Below are 18,399 nucleotides of genomic sequence, written 5' to 3'. Positions count from 1 at the left end.
CCCCGTGCCCCTCACTCCCAGCGGAACCAGCGGACGGCCAGCCCGGTGAGCAGGACCGCCCACAGGGCCATCACCCCGAGGGCGGACGCGTCCGGCCAGGCACCGCCGGCGGCCGCGTCGAGGGCCCGGGAGGCGGCGCCGTACGGGCTGAACTCGACGATGCGGCGCAGCGTATCGGGCATGGCCTGCACCGGGACCCACACCCCCGCCGTGAACATGGTCGGGAAGAAGACGGCGGTGCCGACCGCGGTGGTGATCTTCTGGGTGCGGGAGACGGCGCAGACCGCCGCGCCGAGCGCGAGACCGCCGGCCGTGGCGAGGAGCAGGGCGAGGAGATAGGCCGGTACGTTGCCGGGCAGGGCGACGTCGTACGCGAGCCGGCCGGTGACGACGACCAGCAGGGCGGACAGCAGGGCCCCGGCCCCGTGCAGGGCGAGCTGGGCGCCGAGGAGCGCGCTGGGACGGACCGGGGTGGTGGACATCCGGCGCAGGATGCCGCGTTCGCGGTAGCCGGACAGGACCGGCGGCATCGCCTGGAGGCCGGCCGTGATCAGGGCCAGGAGGACGGAGACGGGGACGTAGAGGTCGATCACCCGGCGTCCGCCGAGGTCGGCGCTCGGCTCGCGGAAGGAGGGCACGAGCCCGAGGATCACCAGGAGCAGGGCGGGGAAGACCAGCACCCAGAACAGGGTGCCGGGTTCGCGCAGCAGGAGGCGGGCCTCGGTGCGGAGCAGGGTGCGCCCGGCGGTGCCGGTGACGGCGGTGGTGGCGGTGGTGGTGGTCACTGGTCGGCTCCGGTGAGGTCGAGGTAGGCGTCGTCGAGGGTGGCGTCGGTGACGCGCAGGCCGTGGGCGGTGACGGCGCGGCGGGCGAGGAGCTGGACGAAGGCGCCGACGGTGGCCTCGGTGCCGGTGAGGACGGTGCGGCCGTCGCCGGTCCGCACCCCGGCGGCGCCGGGCAGGGCCAGGAGGTCGGCGTCGTCGAGGGGCGTGCCGGCGTCGAAGGAGACGAGGGTGGCGGTGCTGCTGCGGCCGATGAGGCCGGCCGGGGTGTCGAGCGCGGTGACCCGGCCCCGGTCGATGACCGCGAGGCGGTCGCAGAGCCGCTGGGCCTCCTCCATGAAGTGGGTGACGAGGAGGACGGTCACGCCGCTGTCCCGGATCGACTCGACGAGGGCCCAGGTGTCGCGGCGGGCGCGCGGGTCGAGGCCGGTGGTGAGCTCGTCGAGGACGACGGCGCGCGGGGCGCCGACGAGGGCGAGGGCGATGGACAGCCGCTGCTTGCGACCGCCGGAGAGCTTCGCGTAGCGGGTGTCCAACTGGTCGTCGAGGCCGAGGCGTTCGGCCAGGGCCCGCCAGTCGGTGGGGTGCCGGTGGAAGGAGGCGTACAGTTCGAGCGCCTCGCGGACGGTGAGCTTGGCCTGGAGCTCGTTCTGCTGGAGCTGGACGCCGAGGAGGCGGGTGACCTCGGCGTGCCGGGCGACCGGGTCGAGTCCGGCGACCCGTACGGTGCCGGCGTCGGGGACGCGCAGTCCGGCGACGCTCTCGACGGTGGTGGTCTTGCCGGCGCCGTTGGGGCCGAGGATGCCGAAGATCTCGCCCTCCTCGACCGCGAAGGTGACGCCGTCGACGGCCTTGCGCTCGCCGTACGCCTTGTGCAGGTCCTGAACCTCGATCATGGGCATGGCTCAAGACTCGTGGGGGGCGGGCCGCGCCGGTATCGGCCATCGCGCTCGAAGCCGGATCAACCGATCGGTTGACCGGGACTACGACGACGGGAAGGTCTTCGGCCGGCCCGGCTCATTGGGCCGCCCCTCGGCCCGGACCGGCCGTCACGGACGCGCCACCCGCGGCCGGTACGGACCCGGGGGCGTCGCCCCGGTCCGGACCGGCCGGTGTGGGGCCGTCGTCGCCGGGGTCGGTCAGACGACGCCCTGGGCGAGCATCGCGTCGGCGACGCGTTCGAATCCGGCGATATTGGCGCCCACGACGTAGTCTCCGGGGGCCCCGTAGCGCTCCGCGGTCGCACGGACGGTCGCGTGGATGTCCTTCATGATGCCCGCGAGGCGGGTCTCGACCTGCTCGAAGGTCCAGGACTCGCGGGCCGCGTTCTGCCGCATCTCCAGGGCGCTGGTCGCCACGCCGCCCGCGTTGGCGGCCTTGCCCGGGCCGAAGAGGACCCCGGCCTCGCGCAGGACGCGGACGGCTTCGGGGGTGGTGGGCATGTTGGCGCCCTCGGAGACCGCCTTGACGCCGTTGCGGACCAGGGTCCGGGCCGCGTCGGCGTCCAGTTCGTTCTGGGTGGCCGAGGGGAGGGCGACGTCGGTGGGGACGTCCCACACGCTGCCGCCGGCCACGTACCGCGCCGAGGAGCCCCGGCGCTCGGCGTAGTCGCTGACGCGACCGCGCTCGTGCTCCTTGATCTGCTTGAGGAGGGCGAGGTCGATGCCCTTCTCGTCGACGACGTAGCCGCCGGAGTCGGATGCGGTGAGCACGTGCGCGCCGAGCGCCTGCGCCTTCTCGATCGAGTAGAGGGCGACGTTGCCGGAGCCGGAGACGGTGACCTGACGGCCCTCCAGGTCCTCGCCCCGGGTCCGCAGCATCTCCAGGGCGAAGAGGACGTTGCCGTACCCGGTGGCCTCGGCGCGGACCAGGGAGCCGCCCCAGCCGATGCCCTTGCCGGTCAGGACGCCGGCCTCCCAGCGGTTGGTGATGCGCCGGTACTGGCCGAAGAGGTAACCGATCTCGCGGCCGCCGACGCCGATGTCGCCGGCGGGAACATCGGTGTGCTCGCCGAGGTGGCGGTACAGCTCGGTCATGAAGGACTGGCAGAAGCGCATCACCTCGGCGTCGGAGCGGCCGTGCGGGTCGAAGTCGCTGCCGCCCTTGCCGCCGCCGATGCCGAGGCCGGTGAGGGCGTTCTTGAAGATCTGCTCGAAGCCGAGGAACTTCACGGTGCCGAGGCCGACCGTCGGGTGGAAGCGCAGACCGCCCTTGTAGGGGCCGAGCGCGCTGTTGAACTCGACGCGGAAGCCCCGGTTGACCTGGACGCGGCCGGCGTCGTCCTGCCACGGCACGCGGAAGATCACCTGCCGCTCGGGCTCCACGAGCCGCTCCAGGACCCGGGCCTCGAGGAGTTCGGGGCGCGCGGTGAGCACCGGTTCCAGGGACTCCAGGACCTCGCCGAGCGCCTGGTGGAACTCGGGTTCGCCCGGGTTGCGCCGCAGGACCTCCGCGTGGAGGGGGCGGAGCAGGGCCGGCATGTCCCGGTGAACGGGCTGGGTGGAGAGCGCGGTCATCTGGTTCTTCCTCTTCGGTGGGACGGTGCGGTCCCCGGGTGGTGCGATGTGCCTCGTACCCCGTGCACCCCCGGAGAGGGACGTGGTACGGACGGTACAAGGGCCGTGCGGCGGCGCGGGAAGAGGGTGAGGTCGCGGGCCCGGCGCGGGGCTCGTCCGCCCCGGGCCGGTCCCCCGTGGCCGGAAAAGCACATGAGCGATGTCAGGGGTGAACCCTAGGCTCGGACCTGATGCCCTCCGAACCCGCACTCCTCAAGGATCCGCACGGCCGCCGCTCGGCCGTGCGCACGCTGCTGCGCCTGTGGCCGTACGTCCGGCCCGTGCGCGCACGCCTGTTCACGGCCGCCTTCGTCGCGATCGTCGCCTCCTGTCTGTCGCTCGTCATCCCCCTCGTCCTGAAGTGGCTGGTCGACGGACCGGTCACGGACGGCGACACGACCGGGGTGTGGCTCGGCGCGCTGTATCTGCTGCTGCTCGGCATCGCCGAGGCGGTCCTCTTCGGCTTCCGCCGCTGGCTGGTGGCCCGGCCGCTCGCCGGGGTCGAGGCGGGCATGCGGGCGGATCTGTACGGGCGGCTGCAACGGCTGCCGATCGCCTTCCACGACCGGTGGGCGTCCGGACAACTGCTGTCGCGCGGCACGACCGACCTGATGATGGTCCGAATGTTCCTGGCCTTCCCGCTGACCTTCCTGCTGGTCAACGGCGTGACCATCCTGGCCGGTTACGCGGTGCTGCTCGCCCAGGACTGGACGCTCGGGCTCGTGCTGCTGGTGCCGGTGGCGCCCATGGTGGTGCTCTGCTCGGTCTTCGAGCGGCGCTACGCGGTGGTGGCGCGCAGGGCGCAGGACCAGGTGGGCGATCTGACGACGGTGGTCGAGGAGAGCGTGCTCGGCATCCGGATCGTCAAGGGCTTCGGCCGCCACCGCAGCCAGGCGGAGGCGTTCCGGACCCTGGCGGAGCTGCTGCGCACCACGGAGCTGGGCAAGGCCCGGCTGCTCGCCGGGATCTGGGCGCTCATCACGCTGCTGCCGGAGCTGGCGGTGGGCGCGGCGCTGGTGGTCGGCACGGTGCAGGTGGCGGACGGGGAGCTGTCGGCGGGCACGCTCGTGGCGTTCCTGTCGACGGCGCTCGCGCTGCGCTGGCCGGTGGAGTCGATCGGCTTCCTGCTGGCGATGAGCCAGGAGGCGGCGACGGCGACGGAACGGTACTTCGAGGTGATGGACGCGGCGGAGGAGTCGGAGACGGCGCCCGGGCGGCCGGGGGCCGGGGCGAGGACGGGGGACGCCGACGAGGCCGGGGCCGGGGCGGGGGCCGGGAGCGCCGACGGGGTGCGGTTCGAGAACGTCACCTTCCGCTACCCGGACGCGCCGGCGGACGCCCCGCCGGTCCTGGACGGGATCGACCTGCACATCCGGCCCGGCGAGACGCTGGCGCTCGTCGGCGGGACCGGTTCCGGCAAGACCACGCTCACCGCGCTCGTACCGCGCCTGCACGAGGTGACCTCCGGGCGGATCCTGCTCGACGGCGAGGACATCACGCTGATGCCCCGGGACCGGCTGCGGTCCCTGGTGTCGGTGGCGTTCGAGGAACCCACCCTGTTCTCGGCCAGTGTCGGCGCGAACGTCCTGATGGGGGCCGGTGCGGACGCCGCCGGGCCGGAGCTGCGGCGCGCGCTGGCCGTCGCCCAGGCCGACGGCTTCGTGGACCGCCTCCCCGAGGGCGCCGCGACCGAGGTCGGCGAGCAGGGCCTGAGCCTCTCCGGCGGTCAGCGCCAGCGGCTGGCCCTGGCCCGCGCGGTCGTCGGCCGCCCGCGCTTCCTTGTCCTGGACGACCCCCTGTCGGCCCTCGACGTCCACACCGAGGCCCGGGTCGAGGCCGCCCTGCGCGAGGTGCTCCGCGACACCACCGCCCTGGTCGTCGCCCATCGCCCGTCCACGGTGCTGCTCGCGGACCGGGTGGCGCTGTTGTCGTCCGGCCGCATCGCGGCCGTCGGCACCCATCACGAACTGCTGCGCACCTGCGCCGAGTACGCCTGGCTGATGACCGGCGAGCGGTACGAGGAGAAGAACCGATGACGGACGCGCACACGGAGACGGGGACGCAGGCGGGGACGAGGGCGGAGAAGGGGAGGGAAGCCGAGGGCAGGGCCCGGGCCGGGGCCCAGGGCGGGACCGGTCCGGCGGGGGCCGGCGGCGATCCCTTCGACCGGGACGACCTGCCCGCGGCCCCCGGTGCCACCGGACGCCTGCTGCGCTCGCTGCTCGCCCCGCACCGGGGGCGGGTCGTGGTCGCCGCGCTGGTGCTGCTGGTGCAGCAGGCCGCGTTGCAGGCGGGGCCGCTGCTCGTGGCGTACGCGATCGACCGGGGCGTGCCGGCGTTCCGGAGCGGGGACCACGGGCCGCTGGTGGCCGTGGCGCTCGGGTATCTGGCGTGCGCGGTGGCCGGCGGGCTGTTGCAGTACGTGTTCGTCCGGGGCGCCGCCCGGGTCAACCAGGACGTGCTGCTCGATCTGCGCGGACGGATCTTCCGGCACGCGCAGGCCCTCAGCGTCGACTTCCACGAGCGCTACACCTCGGGCCGGCTGATCTCCCGCTCCACCACCGACGTCGAGTCGCTGCGCGAGCTGCTGTCCGAGGGACTCCAGGAACTCATCGGCGTCGTCCTCTCCTTCGTGGCGATCTCGGCGATGCTGCTCTGGCTGGACCTGGGCATCGGGGCGGTCGCCGTGGCCTCCTTCGGGCCGCTGTACCTCCTCGTACGGCTCTATCGGCGCCGCTCCGCCGTGGTCTTCGCGGCGCGCTCCACGGCCATCGCCTCGGTGATCGTGAAGTTCGCGGAGACGATGAACGGCATCCGGCCGGTGCGGGCGTTCCGCCGGGAGCGGGCCAACGACGCCGAGTTCGCGGCCCTCAACCGGCGGCACGAGCGCAGCAACGGCGACGCGCTCCTGGAGATGGCCCGCTATGTGGTCGGCTCACGGCTCGTCGCCAACACGGCGGTGGCCGGAATGTGTCTGTGGGGCGCCTGGCGGGTCGCGGCCGGGACGCTGGAGCTCGGTGTGCTCGCGGCGGCCGTGCTCTATGTGCGGCGGCTCTACGACCCGATCGACCGGCTCGGGATGTTCCTCAACTCCTACGAGTCGGCGGCGGCCTCGCTGGCCAAGATCGCGGGCCTGCTGGCCCAGCAGCCGGGCGTCCCGGAGGCGGCGGCGCCCCGCGAACTGCCCGCGCGGACGGGCCGGCCGGGGCGGGAGGTCGTGTTCGAGGGCGTGCGGTTCGCGTACCGGACCGGCGGGGAGGTGCTGCCGCGCTTCGATCTGACGATTCCGGCCGGTCAGACGGTCGCCGTCGTCGGGGCGACGGGCGCGGGCAAGTCGACGCTGGCGAAGCTGCTCGCCCGCTTCTACGACCCGACGGAGGGCAGGGTGCTGCTCGACGGGGTCGATCTGCGGGACCTGTCGGCGGCCGAACTGCGGCGGGGCGTGGTGATGGTGACGCAGGAGGCGTTCCTGTTCTCAGGCACGGTCGCGGACAACATCGCGATCGGCCGGCCGGACGCGTCCCGGGCCGAGATCGAGCAGGCCGCGAAGGCGATCGGGGCGCACGACTTCATCGCGGGTCTGCCGGACGGCTACGACACGGACGTCCGCAAGCGCGGTGGCCGGATCTCGGCGGGCCAGCGGCAGTTGGTCGCGTTCGCGCGGGCGCTGCTGGCGGATCCGGCGGTGCTGATCCTGGACGAGGCGACGAGTTCGCTGGACGTGCCGGGCGAGCGGGCGGTGCAGCGGGCGATGGACACGGTGCTGGCGGGCCGTACGGCGGTGGTGATCGCGCACCGGCTGTCCACGGTGGAGGTCGCCGACCGGGTGCTGGTGATGGAGGCGGGCCGGGTGGTGGAGGACGGCTCGCCGGCCGAGCTGGTGGGCGGCGAGGGCCGTTACGCGGGTCTGCACCGGGCCTGGCGGGACAGCCTGGTGGGCTGACCGCCCCGGTTCCCCGGCGCACGTCCGTGGGCCGGTCCCTCCGGGCCGCCGTCGCTCAGCCACGGCGGCGCAGCAGCCCGTACGCGAGTGCGGCGGCGAGCAGGCAGAGCAGGGCCGCGCCGGTCGCGGCGGCGGCGAGCGCGTCGGTGAAGGCCGTGCGGGCCGCGGCCAGGACGGGCGGCGGCGCGGTCAGGGCGCCGCCCAGGGTCTCGCGGGCCGCGGCCGGGGCTCCCTCGGGCATGGCCGCGGTGTAGACGGCGGCGCCGACCGAGCCGAGGAGCGCCATGCCGAGGGCGCCGCCGAGTTCCTGGCCGGACTCCAGGACGGCGGCCGCCGCACCGGCCCGCTCCGGCGGGGCGGCGCCGAGGGCGAGTTCGTTGCCGAGCGTCATGACGGTGACCAGACCGGCCGCGTACACGGCGCAGGCGGCGAGCACGACCCACAGCGGCGTGTCCGGGCCCACGGAGGTCAGCCACGCGAAGCCGGCCGCGGCGACGAGGAACCCGCCCGTCACCACGTACGCCCGGTCGGTCCTGCGGGCGAGCGCCGCACCCGCGGGTGCGGCGGCCATGACGCCCACGGTGGGCACCACGCTCCACAGGGCGGCCTCGAACGGGCTGAGGCCGAGGACGGACTGGAGGTACTGGGTGAGGAAGACCGCGAAGCCGACGGTCGCCGCCATGGCGAGCAGGTTGACCAGGACGGAGCCGCCGTAGGCCGGGCGGCACAGCAGGGCGAGGTCGATCATGGGGTGGGTGAGGCGCCGCTGGCGGCGGAGGAGGACGACGCCGAGGCAGAGGCCGGTGACGACGGCGAGCGCGGGCTCGGCCGCCGGGCCGTCCTTGGCGAACTCCTTGACGCCGTACACGGCCGGCAGCACCGCGCCGAGCGAGAGGAGCGCGCTCGGCCAGTCGAAGCGGCCGGCGGTGCCCTCGGGCGTCCGGGAGGCGGGCAGCAGCACGGGGCCGAGGAGCAGCAGCAGGGCCATGGCGGGCAGGTTGACGAGGAACACCGAGCCCCACCAGAAGTGTTCGAGGAGGGCGCCGCTGAGGACCGGTCCGAGGGAGATGCCGCCGGCCATGACGGCGGTCCAGGTGGTGACGGCCTTGGCGCGCTGGGTCTCGTTCCGGAAGAGGGTGCGGATCATGGCGAGGGTGGAGGGCATGAGGCAGGCGCCGCCGGCGCCGAGGAGCGCGCGGGCGGCGACGAGGGTGCCGGAGCTGTCGGCCAGGGCGGCGGCGAGCGAGGCGGCGCCGAAGAGGGCGGCGCCGGCGAGCAGCATCCGGCGGCGGCCGACGCGGTCGCCGAGGGCGCCCAGGGGGATGAGGAGTCCGGCGAGCACGAAGCCGTACATGTCGAGGATCCACAGTTGGGCGGTGGCGCCCGGGCGGAGCTCGGCGGCGATGGCCGGGATGGCGAAGTAGAGGACGGAGACGTCCATGGAGACGAGGAGCAGGGGCAGCATCAGGACGGCGAGGGCGGTCCACTCGCGGCGTCCGGCGCGGTCGCCGGGGCCGGTGCGCGGGGTCGTGGTGAGCGTCATGCGGGGAGGGAAGCAGCGCGGTGCGTACGCCGCCAGCCGCGTGCTAGTGCACCGGACGGGAGAGGACGGAAAAGTCCGCGTCGGAGCGGTGTATGGCGTGTGGGCGCACTAGTACGCTGCCCGGTCGTGACCACGCAGCCGCCCTACCTCGCCATCACCGCCGAGATCGGCCGCCGGATCCGCTCGGGCGAACTCTCCCCGGGGGACCGGGTGCCGTCCACGCGGGCGATCACCCGGGAGTGGGGGGTGGCGATGGCCACGGCCACCAAGGCGCTCGCGGCGCTGCGCCGGGAGGGGCTGGTGCGGCCGGAGCCCGGGGTCGGCACCGTGGTGGTGGCGGCGACGGCGGCGGGCGGGCCGGCGGGCGGGGCCGCGGCCGGCCTCTCGCGGGAGCGGATCGTGCGGGCGGCGCTCGAACTCGCGGACGCCGAGGGTCTGGACGCCCTCAGCATGCGGCGGCTCGGGACCGCCCTGTCGACCTCGACGATGGCGCTGTACCGCCATGTGCCGGGCAAGGGCGAGCTGGTGCGGCTGATGACGGACGCGGTCTGCGGCGAGGTCCCGATGGGGCCGGTTCCGGCCGACTGGCGGACGGGTCTCGAACACGCGGCGCGGTGGCTGCGCGGGGTGTACGCGCGGCACCGCTGGATGGCGCCGGCGATGGCCTCGTTCACGCGGCCGGTCGCCGCGCCCAACGCGATGGCGTACACGGAGTGGGTGCTCACGGCCCTCCAGGGCACCGGTCTGACGGCGGCGCAGAAGATCTACACGCATCTGACGCTCTTCGCGTATGTCCAAGGGGTGGGACTGGCCGACGACCTGGAGGAGCGGGCGCGGCAGGATTCCGGGATCTCGGACGGGGAGTGGATGGAGCGGAACGAGCCACGGTTCGACGCGATCCAGTCGGCCGGTTCGTACCCTCTGCTCACCACGCTGACGGAGGCGGACGGCTTCGACCTGAGCCTGGAAACGCTCTTCGAATTCGGCCTGCGCAGAACCCTGGACGGCATCGCGGCCCTGATCGGCGAAACGTCCGCTTAACGAACGCCCCCCTTCGGACAGCGGACGATTTCCGGCCAAGTTGTTGACGCGGTCCTGACAGCCGGGGTCCACAACTGCCACTCTCTCCCCGGCTCTTCGCACCGATGTTCACCGCATCACCCGCACACGTTCATCCGTACGTGCTCCACAGCTCTGCTTGCTCCGCCCGGGCGGCCTCACCCAGCCCCCCGGTACCCCCCTCGCAAAAGGAGTCTGCGTGAGATCCACGCCCAGCCGCCGCGCCACCGCGACCGGCGCTCTGATCGCCGCCGCCGCCATGGTCGCCGTGACCGTCCAGACCGGCACCGCCACGGCCGACGGCGGTTCGACCGTCGCCCCCAAGGCGCAGGCCGCCGCCCAGGCGAACCCCGGCAAGCTGCCGGCCGACCTCTCCCCCGCCCAGCGCGCCGCGCTGATCCGCGCCGCCCAGGCGGACACCGCCGCCACGGCCAGGCAGCTCGGTCTCGGCGCCCAGGAGAAGCTGGTCGTCCGCGACGTCGTCCAGGACCGCGACGGCACGACCCACACGCGCTACGAGCGCACCTTCGCGGGTCTCCCCGTCCTCGGCGGTGACCTGATCGTCGCCGAGACCAAGGCCGGCGCCACCACCTCCGTCGCCAAGGCCACGCGCGCGGACATCACCAAGGTGGACACGTCCGCGGCGACCATCGCCCCGGCCGCCGCCGAGAAGCAGGCCGTCGGCCTCGCGCAGGCCGAGGGCTCCAAGGAGACCAAGGCCGAGCGCGCCCCGCGCAAGGTCGTCTGGGCCGCGAACGGCACCCCCGTCCTCGCCTACGAGACGGTCGTCGGCGGCATCCAGCACGACGGCACCCCGAGCGAGCTGCACGTCGTCACCGACGCCAGGACCGGCGCGAAGCTGTACGAATGGGAGGGTGTCCACACCGGCACCGGCAACACCCAGTACAGCGGCCAGGTCACCCTCGGCACCGCCCCGTCGTACACGCTGACGGACACCACCCGCGGCAACCACAAGACGTACAACCTCAACCGCGGCACCTCCGGCACCGGCACGCTGTTCACCAACAGCACCGACGTCTGGGGCAACGGCCTGCCGTCGAACCTGGAGACCGCCGGCGCCGACGCGCACTACGGCGCCGCGCTCACCTGGGACTACTACAAGAACGTGCACGGCCGCTCCGGCATCCGCGGCGACGGCGTCGGCGCGTACTCCCGGGTCCACTACGGCAACGCGTACGTCAACGCCTTCTGGTCCGACTCCTGCTTCTGCATGACGTACGGCGACGGCGCGAACAACAGCAAGCCGCTCACCTCCATCGACGTGGCCGCGCACGAGATGACGCACGGCCTCACGTCCAACACGGCGGGCCTGGTCTACAGCGGCGAGTCCGGCGGCCTCAACGAGGCGACCTCCGACATCTTCGCGGCGGCCGTCGAGTTCTACGCCAACAACACCAAGGACGTCGGCGACTACCTGGTCGGCGAGAAGATCGACATCCGCGGCAACGGCACCCCGCTGCGCTACATGGACAAGCCCAGCAAGGACGGCTCGTCCAAGGACTACTGGTACTCCGGCATCGGCTCGATCGACGTCCACTACTCCTCGGGCCCGGCGAACCACTGGTACTACCTGCTCTCCGAGGGCAGCGGCGCCAAGACGGTCAACGGCGTGGCCTACGACTCGCCGACCTCCGACGGCCTGCCCGTCACCGGCATCGGCCGCGACAAGGCGTCGCTGATCTGGTTCAAGGCGCTCACCACCAAGTTCAACTCGAACACCAACTACGCCGGCGCCCGCACGGGCACCGTCGCGGTGGCGACCGAGCTGTACGGCGCGGGCAGCGCCGAGGTGAAGGCGGTCGAGCACGCCTGGGCCGCCATCAACGTCGGCTCCCGCCCCGGCGGCGGCGACCCGGGCACCGGCAAGGTCTTCACCAACGACGCCGACGTGTCCATCCCGGACAACGGCGCCGCGGTGACCTCCTCGGTGACCGTCTCCGGCATCGCCGGCAACGCCCCGACCAACCTGGCCGTCGGCGTGGACATCGTCCACCCCTACAAGGGTGACCTGGTCGTCGACCTGATCGCCCCCGACGGCTCCGTCTACAACCTGCACAACCGCTCCGGCGGCAGCGCCGACAACATCGTCCAGACCTACACGGTCAACGCCTCCAGCGAGGTCGCCAACGGCACCTGGAAGCTCCGCGCCCAGGACCGGGCCTCGGCCGACGTCGGCTACATCAACAGCTTCAAGCTGACCTTCCCGTAAGCGGGAGCACGACCACGGGCGCCCGGAGGGAACTCTCCCTCCGGGCGCCCGCCCGTCTGCGTAGGCTGGCCGGATGATCAGGGTCCTCCTTGCCGACGACGAGACGATGATCAGGGCCGGGGTGCGGGCGATCCTCGCCACCGACCCCGGGATCGAGGTGGTCGCCGAGGCGGGCGACGGCCACGAGGCGGTCGAGCTCGCGCTCGTCCACCGGCCCGACGTCGTCCTCCTCGACATCCGCATGCCCCGGCTCGACGGCCTCGGCGCCGCCGAGGAGCTGCGGCGGACGCTGCCCGAGGCCGCGGTCGTCATGCTCACCACCTTCTCCGAGGACGCCTACATCGAACGGGCGCTGGGCAGCGGCGTCGGCGGTTTCCTGCTGAAGTCCGGCGATCCGCGCGAACTGGTGGCGGGCGTCCGGGCGGTGGCCGAGGGCGCCGCGTTCCTCTCCCCCGTCGTCGCCCGCCGGGTCATCGACACCCTCGGCGGCGCCCGCCTCACCCGGGCCGCCGACGCGCGCGCCCGGCTCGCCCCGCTGACCGGGCGGGAGCGGGAGGTGGTGGCCCTGGTCGGCGCGGGCCTGTCCAACCAGGAGATCGCCGAGCGCCTGTACGTGGTCGAGGCCACCGTCAAGGCCCATGTGAGCGCGGTCCTCGGACGGATCGGGCTGCGCAACCGGGTGCAGCTCGCGGTGCTCGCGTACGAGGCGGGCCTGGTCCCCGATGCGTGAGCGGGCCCGGCGGCGCACCGCCGACGTCCTGCTGTGGCTGCTGCTGTGCGTGCCCGTCCTGCTCACCTCCGACCCGGGCGGCGGCTCGTGGACCCGGACGGCCGCGGACGCCGGCCTCGCGGCGGTGTGCGTGGCGCTCGCCCGGCGGTGGCCACTGGCGCCGCTCGCGCTCACGGTCGCGGTGTCCCTGACCTTCGGGCCGGAGCTGTTCACGCCCTCGTACGTCCTCGCCCTGGTCGCCTTCGGCTATCTCGCCGGCCGCCGCCAGGAGCGGACCCGGCCGGCCCTGTGGCTGTTCGCGGCGGTGCCGGTGGCCGGTCTCGTTCCGGTCCTCGTGGCCGGCCGGGCGCTCGCGCAGTGGTTCGCGCTGCTCCTGGCGCTCGCGCTCGCCGTCGTCGCCCCCTGGCTGATCGGGCGCTACGCCCGGCAGTACGACCGGCTGGTGCGCAGCGGCTGGGAGCTGGCCGACCGGATGGAGCGCGAGCAGGCGGCGGTCGCCGACCGGGAGCGGCTGCGGGAGCGGTCCCGGATCGCGGGCGACATGCACGACTCGCTCGGCCACGACCTGGCCCTGCTCGCCCTGCGGGCGGGCGCGCTCGAACTCGATCCGGGGCTCGGTGCGGCCCAGCGGGAGGCGGCGGGCGAGCTGCGGCGGGCCGCGGCGGACGCCACGGCCCGGCTGCGGGACATCATCGGCGTGCTCCGCGAGGACGGCGAGGCCCCGCCGGTCGCCCCGCCGGGCGAGACGGTCGCCGAACTGGTCGCCCGCGCGCGGGCCTCCGGCATGTCCGTCACCCTCACCGATGCGGTGGGGGTGACGGAACCCCTGCCGGAGATGGCCGCCCGCGCGCTGCACCGGGTGGTGCAGGAGGGCCTGACGAACGCGGCCAAGCACGCGCCGGGCGCGCCCGTGACGGTGGTCGCCGAGCGGGACGCGGGCACCGTGCGGGTGCGGGTCACGAACGGGCCGGGAGCCTCCTCGGGACCACCCGCCGGGGCCGCGTCCGGCGGGACCGGCCTGGTCGGTCTCGACGAGCGGGTGCGGCTCGCGGGCGGCTCGCTGACCCACCGAACCACCGAGGACGGCGGTTTCGCGCTCCGCGCCGACCTGCCGCTGCGCCCGCCCGCCCCGCGCCCCGCCGCCGCGCCCCGGTCGGCGCGGGAGCTGGACCTGGCGCGCCGCCAGGTACGGCGGGGCCTCGCCCGGGCGATCTGGATCCCGCTGGCGCTGCTCACCGGCCTCGGCCTGCTGATGGCGGGCGTCGCCCTGTACACCCAGCACCGGTCCTATCTGGAGCCGGAGGACTACGCCCGCATCGAGATCGGCCTGACCCGCGCCGAGGTCGCCCCGCACCTGCCCGCCCAGCCCCTCGACGGGCCCCCGCACCGCGCCCCGGCCGAGCCGCCCGGCATGGACGAGTGCCTCTACTACCGCTCGGTCATGCTGGCGGCGGTGCCGGTGTACCGGCTGTGCTACGCGGACGGGCGGCTGGCCGACAAGGCGACGGTGGCTGAGGGGCGGGGGCGGGGGCCGGGGCCGGGGCCGACGGTCGCCCCTCAGCGCATCAGCAGTCCCGCCCCCACCCCCTTCGTCTCCTCCGGCAGCGCCACGAGTCCCAGCTCCGCCGGGTGCGCGAGGGCCGGGTGGGCGGGCAGGACGCGGACCGTGCAGCCGAAGGGGCCGGTGCGGTCCAGGGAGAGGGCGCCCGCGTAGGGGATGCGGCCCTCCAGGTCCGGGCCGCCGGCCGGTTTGAGGACGCTCGTGCGCGCGTCGAGGAGGCGGTCGTCCGCGTCCACCCGGCCCGTGACGGCCTGCACCTCGACGTCCTCCGGGCTCAGTTCGCCCAGCGCCACCCGGACCCGGACGGCCGGGGTCGCCCCCAGCTCCGCGTCCGCGTCCTCCAGGTCGTCACCGACCTCCACGTGGTCGACGGACACCTTCGGCCAGGCCGCGCGCACCCGGGCCTTCCAGGCGGCCAGCGCCCGCGCCGCGTCCGGGCCGAGCGCCCGGTGGTCGGCGGCGGCGGGGGCGTACAGCCGCTCCACGTACTCCCGGACCATCCGGTCGGCGAGCACCTTCGGGCCGAGGTCGGCGAGGGTGCGCCGGACCATCGCCGTCCAGCGGGCCGGCACCCCGTCCGGGCCCCGGTCGTAGAAGCGCGGCGCGACCCGGTGCTCGATCAGGTCGTACAGCGCGGCGGCCTCCAGGTCGTCCCTGCGGTCCTCGTCGAGGGCGGCGGCGCCGTCGGCGGTGGGGATGGCCCAGCCGAAGTCGGACTCGAACCACTCGTCCCACCAGCCGTCCAGGACGGACAGGTTGAGGCAGCCGTTGAGGGCGGCCTTCATCCCGCTGGTGCCGCACGCCTCCAGGGGCCGCAGCGGGTTGTTGAGCCAGACGTCGCAACCGGGGTAGAGCCCGCGGGCCATGCCCATCCCGTAGTCGGGCAGGAAGACGATCCGGTGCCGCACCCGCGGGTCGTCGGCGAACCGGACCAGCTCCTGCACCAGCTTCTTCCCGCCGTCGTCGGCCGGGTGCGCCTTGCCCGCGACGACCAGTTGCACGGGCCGCTCGGGGTGCAGCAGCAGCGCCCGCAGCCGGTCCTTGTCGCGCAGCATCAGCGTCAGCCGCTTGTACGAGGGGACGCGGCGGGCGAAGCCGATGGTGAGCACGTCGGGGTCGAGGATGCCGTCGGTCCAGCCCAGTTCGGCGGCCGCGGCGCCCCGCTGCCGCCAGGACTCCCGCACCCGCCGCCGCACGTCCGTCACGAGCCGTTCGCGCAGCGTGCGGCGCAGCTCCCACAGCTCCCGGTCGCCGGCGTCGGGGCCGAGGCGGGCGACCTCGGGGGCCGTCCAGGTGGGGGCGTGGACGCCGTTGGTGATCGAGGTGAGCGGCAGCTCCTCGGGGTCGAAGCCCGGCCACAGGCCGGCGAACATGGCGCGGCTGACCGCGCCGTGGAGGGTGGACACGCCGTTGGCGCGGCGGGCGAGGCGCAGGCCCATGGCGGCCATGTTGAAGAGGCCGGGCTCGCCGCCGAGCGCGGTCTCGTCGCCGAGGGCGAGGATCCGGCCGGTGTCGACGCCGGGCAGGGCGCCGTCCTCGCCGAGGTGGCGGGCGACCAGGCTCCGGTCGAAGCGGTCGATGCCGGCGGGCACGGGGGTGTGGGTGGTGAACACGGTGCCGGCCCGCACGACCTCCAGGGCGGTGTCGAAGTCGAGGCCCTGTCCGCCGAGTTCGCGGATGCGTTCAAGGCCGAGGAAGCCGGCGTGGCCCTCGTTGCTGTGGAAGACCTCGGGTGCCGGGCCGCCGGTGAGCCGGGTGTACGCGCGGACGGCGCGGACGCCGCCGATGCCGAGCAGCATCTCCTGGAGGAGCCGGTGCTCGCTGGCGCCGCCGTAGAGCCGGTCGGTGACCCCGCGTTCGCTGGGGGCGTTCTCCTCGACGTCGGAATCGAGCATGAGCAGCGGCACCCGGCCCACCTGCGCGGTCCAGATGTGGGCGTGCAGGCTCCGGCCGCCGGGCAGGGCGAGGGTGACCCGGGCGGGGCTGCCGTCGGGCTCGCGGAGCAGGGCGACGGGGAGCTCGCCGGGGTCGAGCACCGGGTAGTGCTCCTGCTGCCAGCCGTCGCGGGAGAGGGACTGGCGGAAGTAGCCGTGGCGGTAGAGCAGTCCGACGCCGATGAGCGGGACGCCGAGGTCGCTGGCCGCCTTGAGGTGGTCGCCGGCGAGAATGCCGAGGCCGCCGGAGTACTGGGGCAGCGCGGCGGTGACGCCGAACTCGGGCGAGAAGTACGCGATGGCGGCGGGCGGCTCGCCGGGCTGCCGCTGGTACCAGCGGGGTTCGGTCAGATAGCGGTCGAGGTCCTCGGCCGCGTCCCGCAGCCGGGCCAGGAAGTCCTGGTCGGCGGCAAGTGCGGCGAGCCGCCCGGCGTCGATGGCGCCGAGCGCGCGGACCGGGTCGCCGTCGGCGGCGCGCAGCACCTCGGGATCGACGGTCTCGAAGAGTTCACGGGTGGGTTCGTGCCAGGACCAGCGCAGGTTGCGCGCCAGGTCGGCGAGGGGTCGAAGGGTGTCGGGGAGGACGGGACGCACGGTGAATCGACGGATAGCCTTCACGTGTTCCACCTTGGCAGGCCGTGACGGACCGGAGCGGAAGCACCACGCTGTGCGTCCGCGGTTCCGTCCGGGAGCCTAGGCGACGGGGGCCCGGCCCGCCACGGCGCGTGCGGGGTGGCAGGGGGTGCCGTAGGGGGAGCCCTGGTTCACGGTGGCCGGGTCGAAGGCGCCGGTGGCGGCGTAGCGGGCGGCGACGGCGGCCAGTTCCTCGGCGGGGACGACCTGGTGGATGTCGGTGAAGCCGTGCGGCGCGCGCCGGTGCACGAGGTCGATGACGACCTCGGGGCCCTGTCGGCGGGCCGCCTCCTGGAGGGCGGTGGTGACGGGCCGCCGGTGGTCCTCGTAGGCGCGCAGCGCCTCGGCCGGGTCGGCGTGGACGGCCAGGGCGTGGGCGAGGGCGCGGGCGTCGACGATCGACTGGCTGGCGCCGTTGGAACCGACCGGGTACATGGCGTGGGCGGCGTCGCCGATGAGGGTGGTGCGGCCGTGGCTCCAGCGGTCGAGCGGGTCGCGGTCCACCATCGGGTAGGCGTGGGCGCTCTCGGCGGCGCGCAGCACGTCGGTGACGCGGACGCCGTCGAACTCCCAGCCCTCGTAGTGGTGCAGGAAGGTGTCGACGTCGACGGCGCGGTTCCAGTCGCCGAGGGTGTGGGCGCCGGGCGTGTCGTCGGCGGGCCGGGCCAGCGCCCAGTTGACCAGGACGCGTCCGCCGGTGGGGCGGCTCATGGGGTAGACGACGGCCTTCTGCCGGTCGTCGCCGGCGATGAGCATGAAGCGGGCGGCGGCCTCGGCGGGCATCGGGGAGACGCCGCGCCATATGACCATGCCGTTCCAGGGCGGGCGGCCCTCGCCGGGGTTGAGGGCGGCGCGGACGGCGGAGCGTATGCCGTCGGCGCCGACGAGCACGTCGGGTTCGAGGGACGCGCGGCCGCCGCGGCCGCCGCCGTCGCGGTGGGCGAGCCGCAGCCGGGGCCGCCCGTCGGCCCGGACGTCCACGCCGGTGACCCGTACGCCGGTCAGGACGGCGGCCGGTCCGACCCGCTCGCGTACGGCGTCGGCGAGCACCCGCTGGAGGTGGGCGCGGTGTACGGAGAGCTGGGGCCAGCGGTATCCGGCGCCCAGGCCGCGGGGTTCGCGGGAGATCAGGCCGCCGGAGCGGTGGTAGTAGCGCAGTTCGCGGGTGCGCAGGGCGGCGCCGGACTCCAGGGCGGCGAGCAGGCCGAGCGCGTCGAGTTCGCGGACGGCGCCCGGCATGAGGTTGAGTCCGGCGCCGGCCGGCCGGGGCGCGCGGGCGGCCTCGACGACGGTGATCCGGGGGAAGCCGGCGGCGTGCAGGGCGAGCGCGGCGGTGAGCCCGGCGATGCCGCCGCCGGCGATCACGATGTGGGGGGTGTGGGGGGTGTGGGGAGTGTGGGCTGTGTGGGGGGCCATGGGGTCTCCGGGG

General features: G+C 74.6%; 11 protein-coding genes and 1 pseudogene. 6 read left to right on the top strand and 6 right to left on the bottom strand.

From position 1 onward, the window contains the following. Positions 1-11: 11 nt before the first annotated feature. The 3 genes from ABZ135_RS16170 to gdhA all read right to left on the bottom strand — a co-directional run bounded on the left by ABZ135_RS16170 (position 12) and on the right by gdhA (position 3,262). Positions 12-785: an ABC transporter permease gene (locus ABZ135_RS16170; protein WP_356696079.1), complete on the bottom strand. Its 774-nt coding sequence runs from the start codon at positions 783-785 to the stop codon at positions 12-14. Continuing rightward, positions 782-1,684 carry an ABC transporter ATP-binding protein gene (locus ABZ135_RS16165; protein WP_356696077.1) on the bottom strand — a complete coding sequence of 301 codons (903 nt, stop codon included), beginning with the start codon at positions 1,682-1,684 and terminating at the stop codon, positions 782-784. The genes ABZ135_RS16170 and ABZ135_RS16165 overlap by 4 nt, the downstream gene beginning before the upstream one ends. A 237-nt stretch (positions 1,685-1,921) precedes the next feature. Further along, positions 1,922-3,262 (bottom strand): NADP-specific glutamate dehydrogenase, encoded by a 1,341-nt coding sequence (gene gdhA, locus ABZ135_RS16160; RefSeq protein WP_356696177.1) that lies wholly within the window; start codon positions 3,260-3,262, stop codon positions 1,922-1,924. A 266-nt stretch (positions 3,263-3,528) separates the two neighbouring features. On the opposite strand from gdhA, the gene ABZ135_RS16155 reads away from it, so the two are divergent. Both ABZ135_RS16155 and ABZ135_RS16150 read left to right on the top strand, forming a co-directional pair. Then, positions 3,529-5,373, top strand: a complete 1,845-nt coding sequence (locus ABZ135_RS16155) for an ABC transporter ATP-binding protein (protein WP_356696075.1) — start codon at positions 3,529-3,531, stop codon at positions 5,371-5,373. Further along, positions 5,370-7,280 (top strand): ABC transporter ATP-binding protein, encoded by a 1,911-nt coding sequence (locus ABZ135_RS16150; protein WP_356696073.1) that lies wholly within the window; start codon positions 5,370-5,372, stop codon positions 7,278-7,280. The genes ABZ135_RS16155 and ABZ135_RS16150 overlap by 4 nt, the downstream gene beginning before the upstream one ends. Positions 7,281-7,335: 55 nt before the next feature. Here ABZ135_RS16150 and ABZ135_RS16145 read toward each other — a convergent pair whose 3' ends face one another. Then, entirely contained in the window at positions 7,336-8,823 is a 1,488-nt protein-coding gene (locus ABZ135_RS16145; protein WP_356696071.1) for an MFS transporter, read from the bottom strand. 126 nt (positions 8,824-8,949) lie between these two features. Between ABZ135_RS16145 and ABZ135_RS16140 the strand changes: the two genes are divergently transcribed. From ABZ135_RS16140 to ABZ135_RS16125, 4 genes and pseudogenes are all read left to right on the top strand, one after another. Further along, complete coding sequence (locus ABZ135_RS16140) at positions 8,950-9,864, top strand: TetR/AcrR family transcriptional regulator C-terminal domain-containing protein (RefSeq protein ID WP_356696069.1); 915 nt, start codon at positions 8,950-8,952, stop codon at positions 9,862-9,864. A 217-nt stretch (positions 9,865-10,081) separates the two neighbouring features. Continuing rightward, positions 10,082-12,112: a M4 family metallopeptidase gene (locus ABZ135_RS16135; RefSeq protein WP_356696067.1), complete on the top strand. Its 2,031-nt coding sequence runs from the start codon at positions 10,082-10,084 to the stop codon at positions 12,110-12,112. 73 nt (positions 12,113-12,185) lie between these two features. Continuing rightward, on the top strand, positions 12,186-12,842 hold the full coding sequence (locus tag ABZ135_RS16130; protein WP_356696065.1) for a response regulator transcription factor: 657 nt from the start codon (positions 12,186-12,188) through the stop codon (positions 12,840-12,842). Beyond that, positions 12,835-13,950 (top strand): annotated as a pseudogene (locus ABZ135_RS16125) (histidine kinase); the annotation flags it as partial. The gene ABZ135_RS16130 and the pseudogene ABZ135_RS16125, both read left to right, overlap by 8 nt. A 449-nt stretch (positions 13,951-14,399) precedes the next feature. On the opposite strand, the gene glgP reads toward ABZ135_RS16125, so the two are convergent. Both glgP and ABZ135_RS16115 read right to left on the bottom strand, forming a co-directional pair. Further along, positions 14,400-16,955, bottom strand: coding sequence for an alpha-glucan family phosphorylase (glgP, locus tag ABZ135_RS16120; protein ID WP_356696063.1), 2,556 nt, complete (start codon positions 16,953-16,955; stop codon positions 14,400-14,402). A gap of 75 nt (positions 16,956-17,030) precedes the next feature. Then, positions 17,031-18,386, bottom strand: coding sequence for an FAD-dependent monooxygenase (locus ABZ135_RS16115; protein WP_356696061.1), 1,356 nt, complete (start codon positions 18,384-18,386; stop codon positions 17,031-17,033). Between the last annotated feature and the right edge of the window lie 13 nt (positions 18,387-18,399).

It is taken from the genome of Streptomyces sp. NPDC006339, from assembly GCF_040612775.1.
GTDB lineage: Bacteria > Actinomycetota > Actinomycetes > Streptomycetales > Streptomycetaceae > Streptomyces.
The sequence above is the reverse complement of the archived record's forward strand: the minus strand, read 5'-3'. Positions and strand labels throughout refer to the sequence as shown.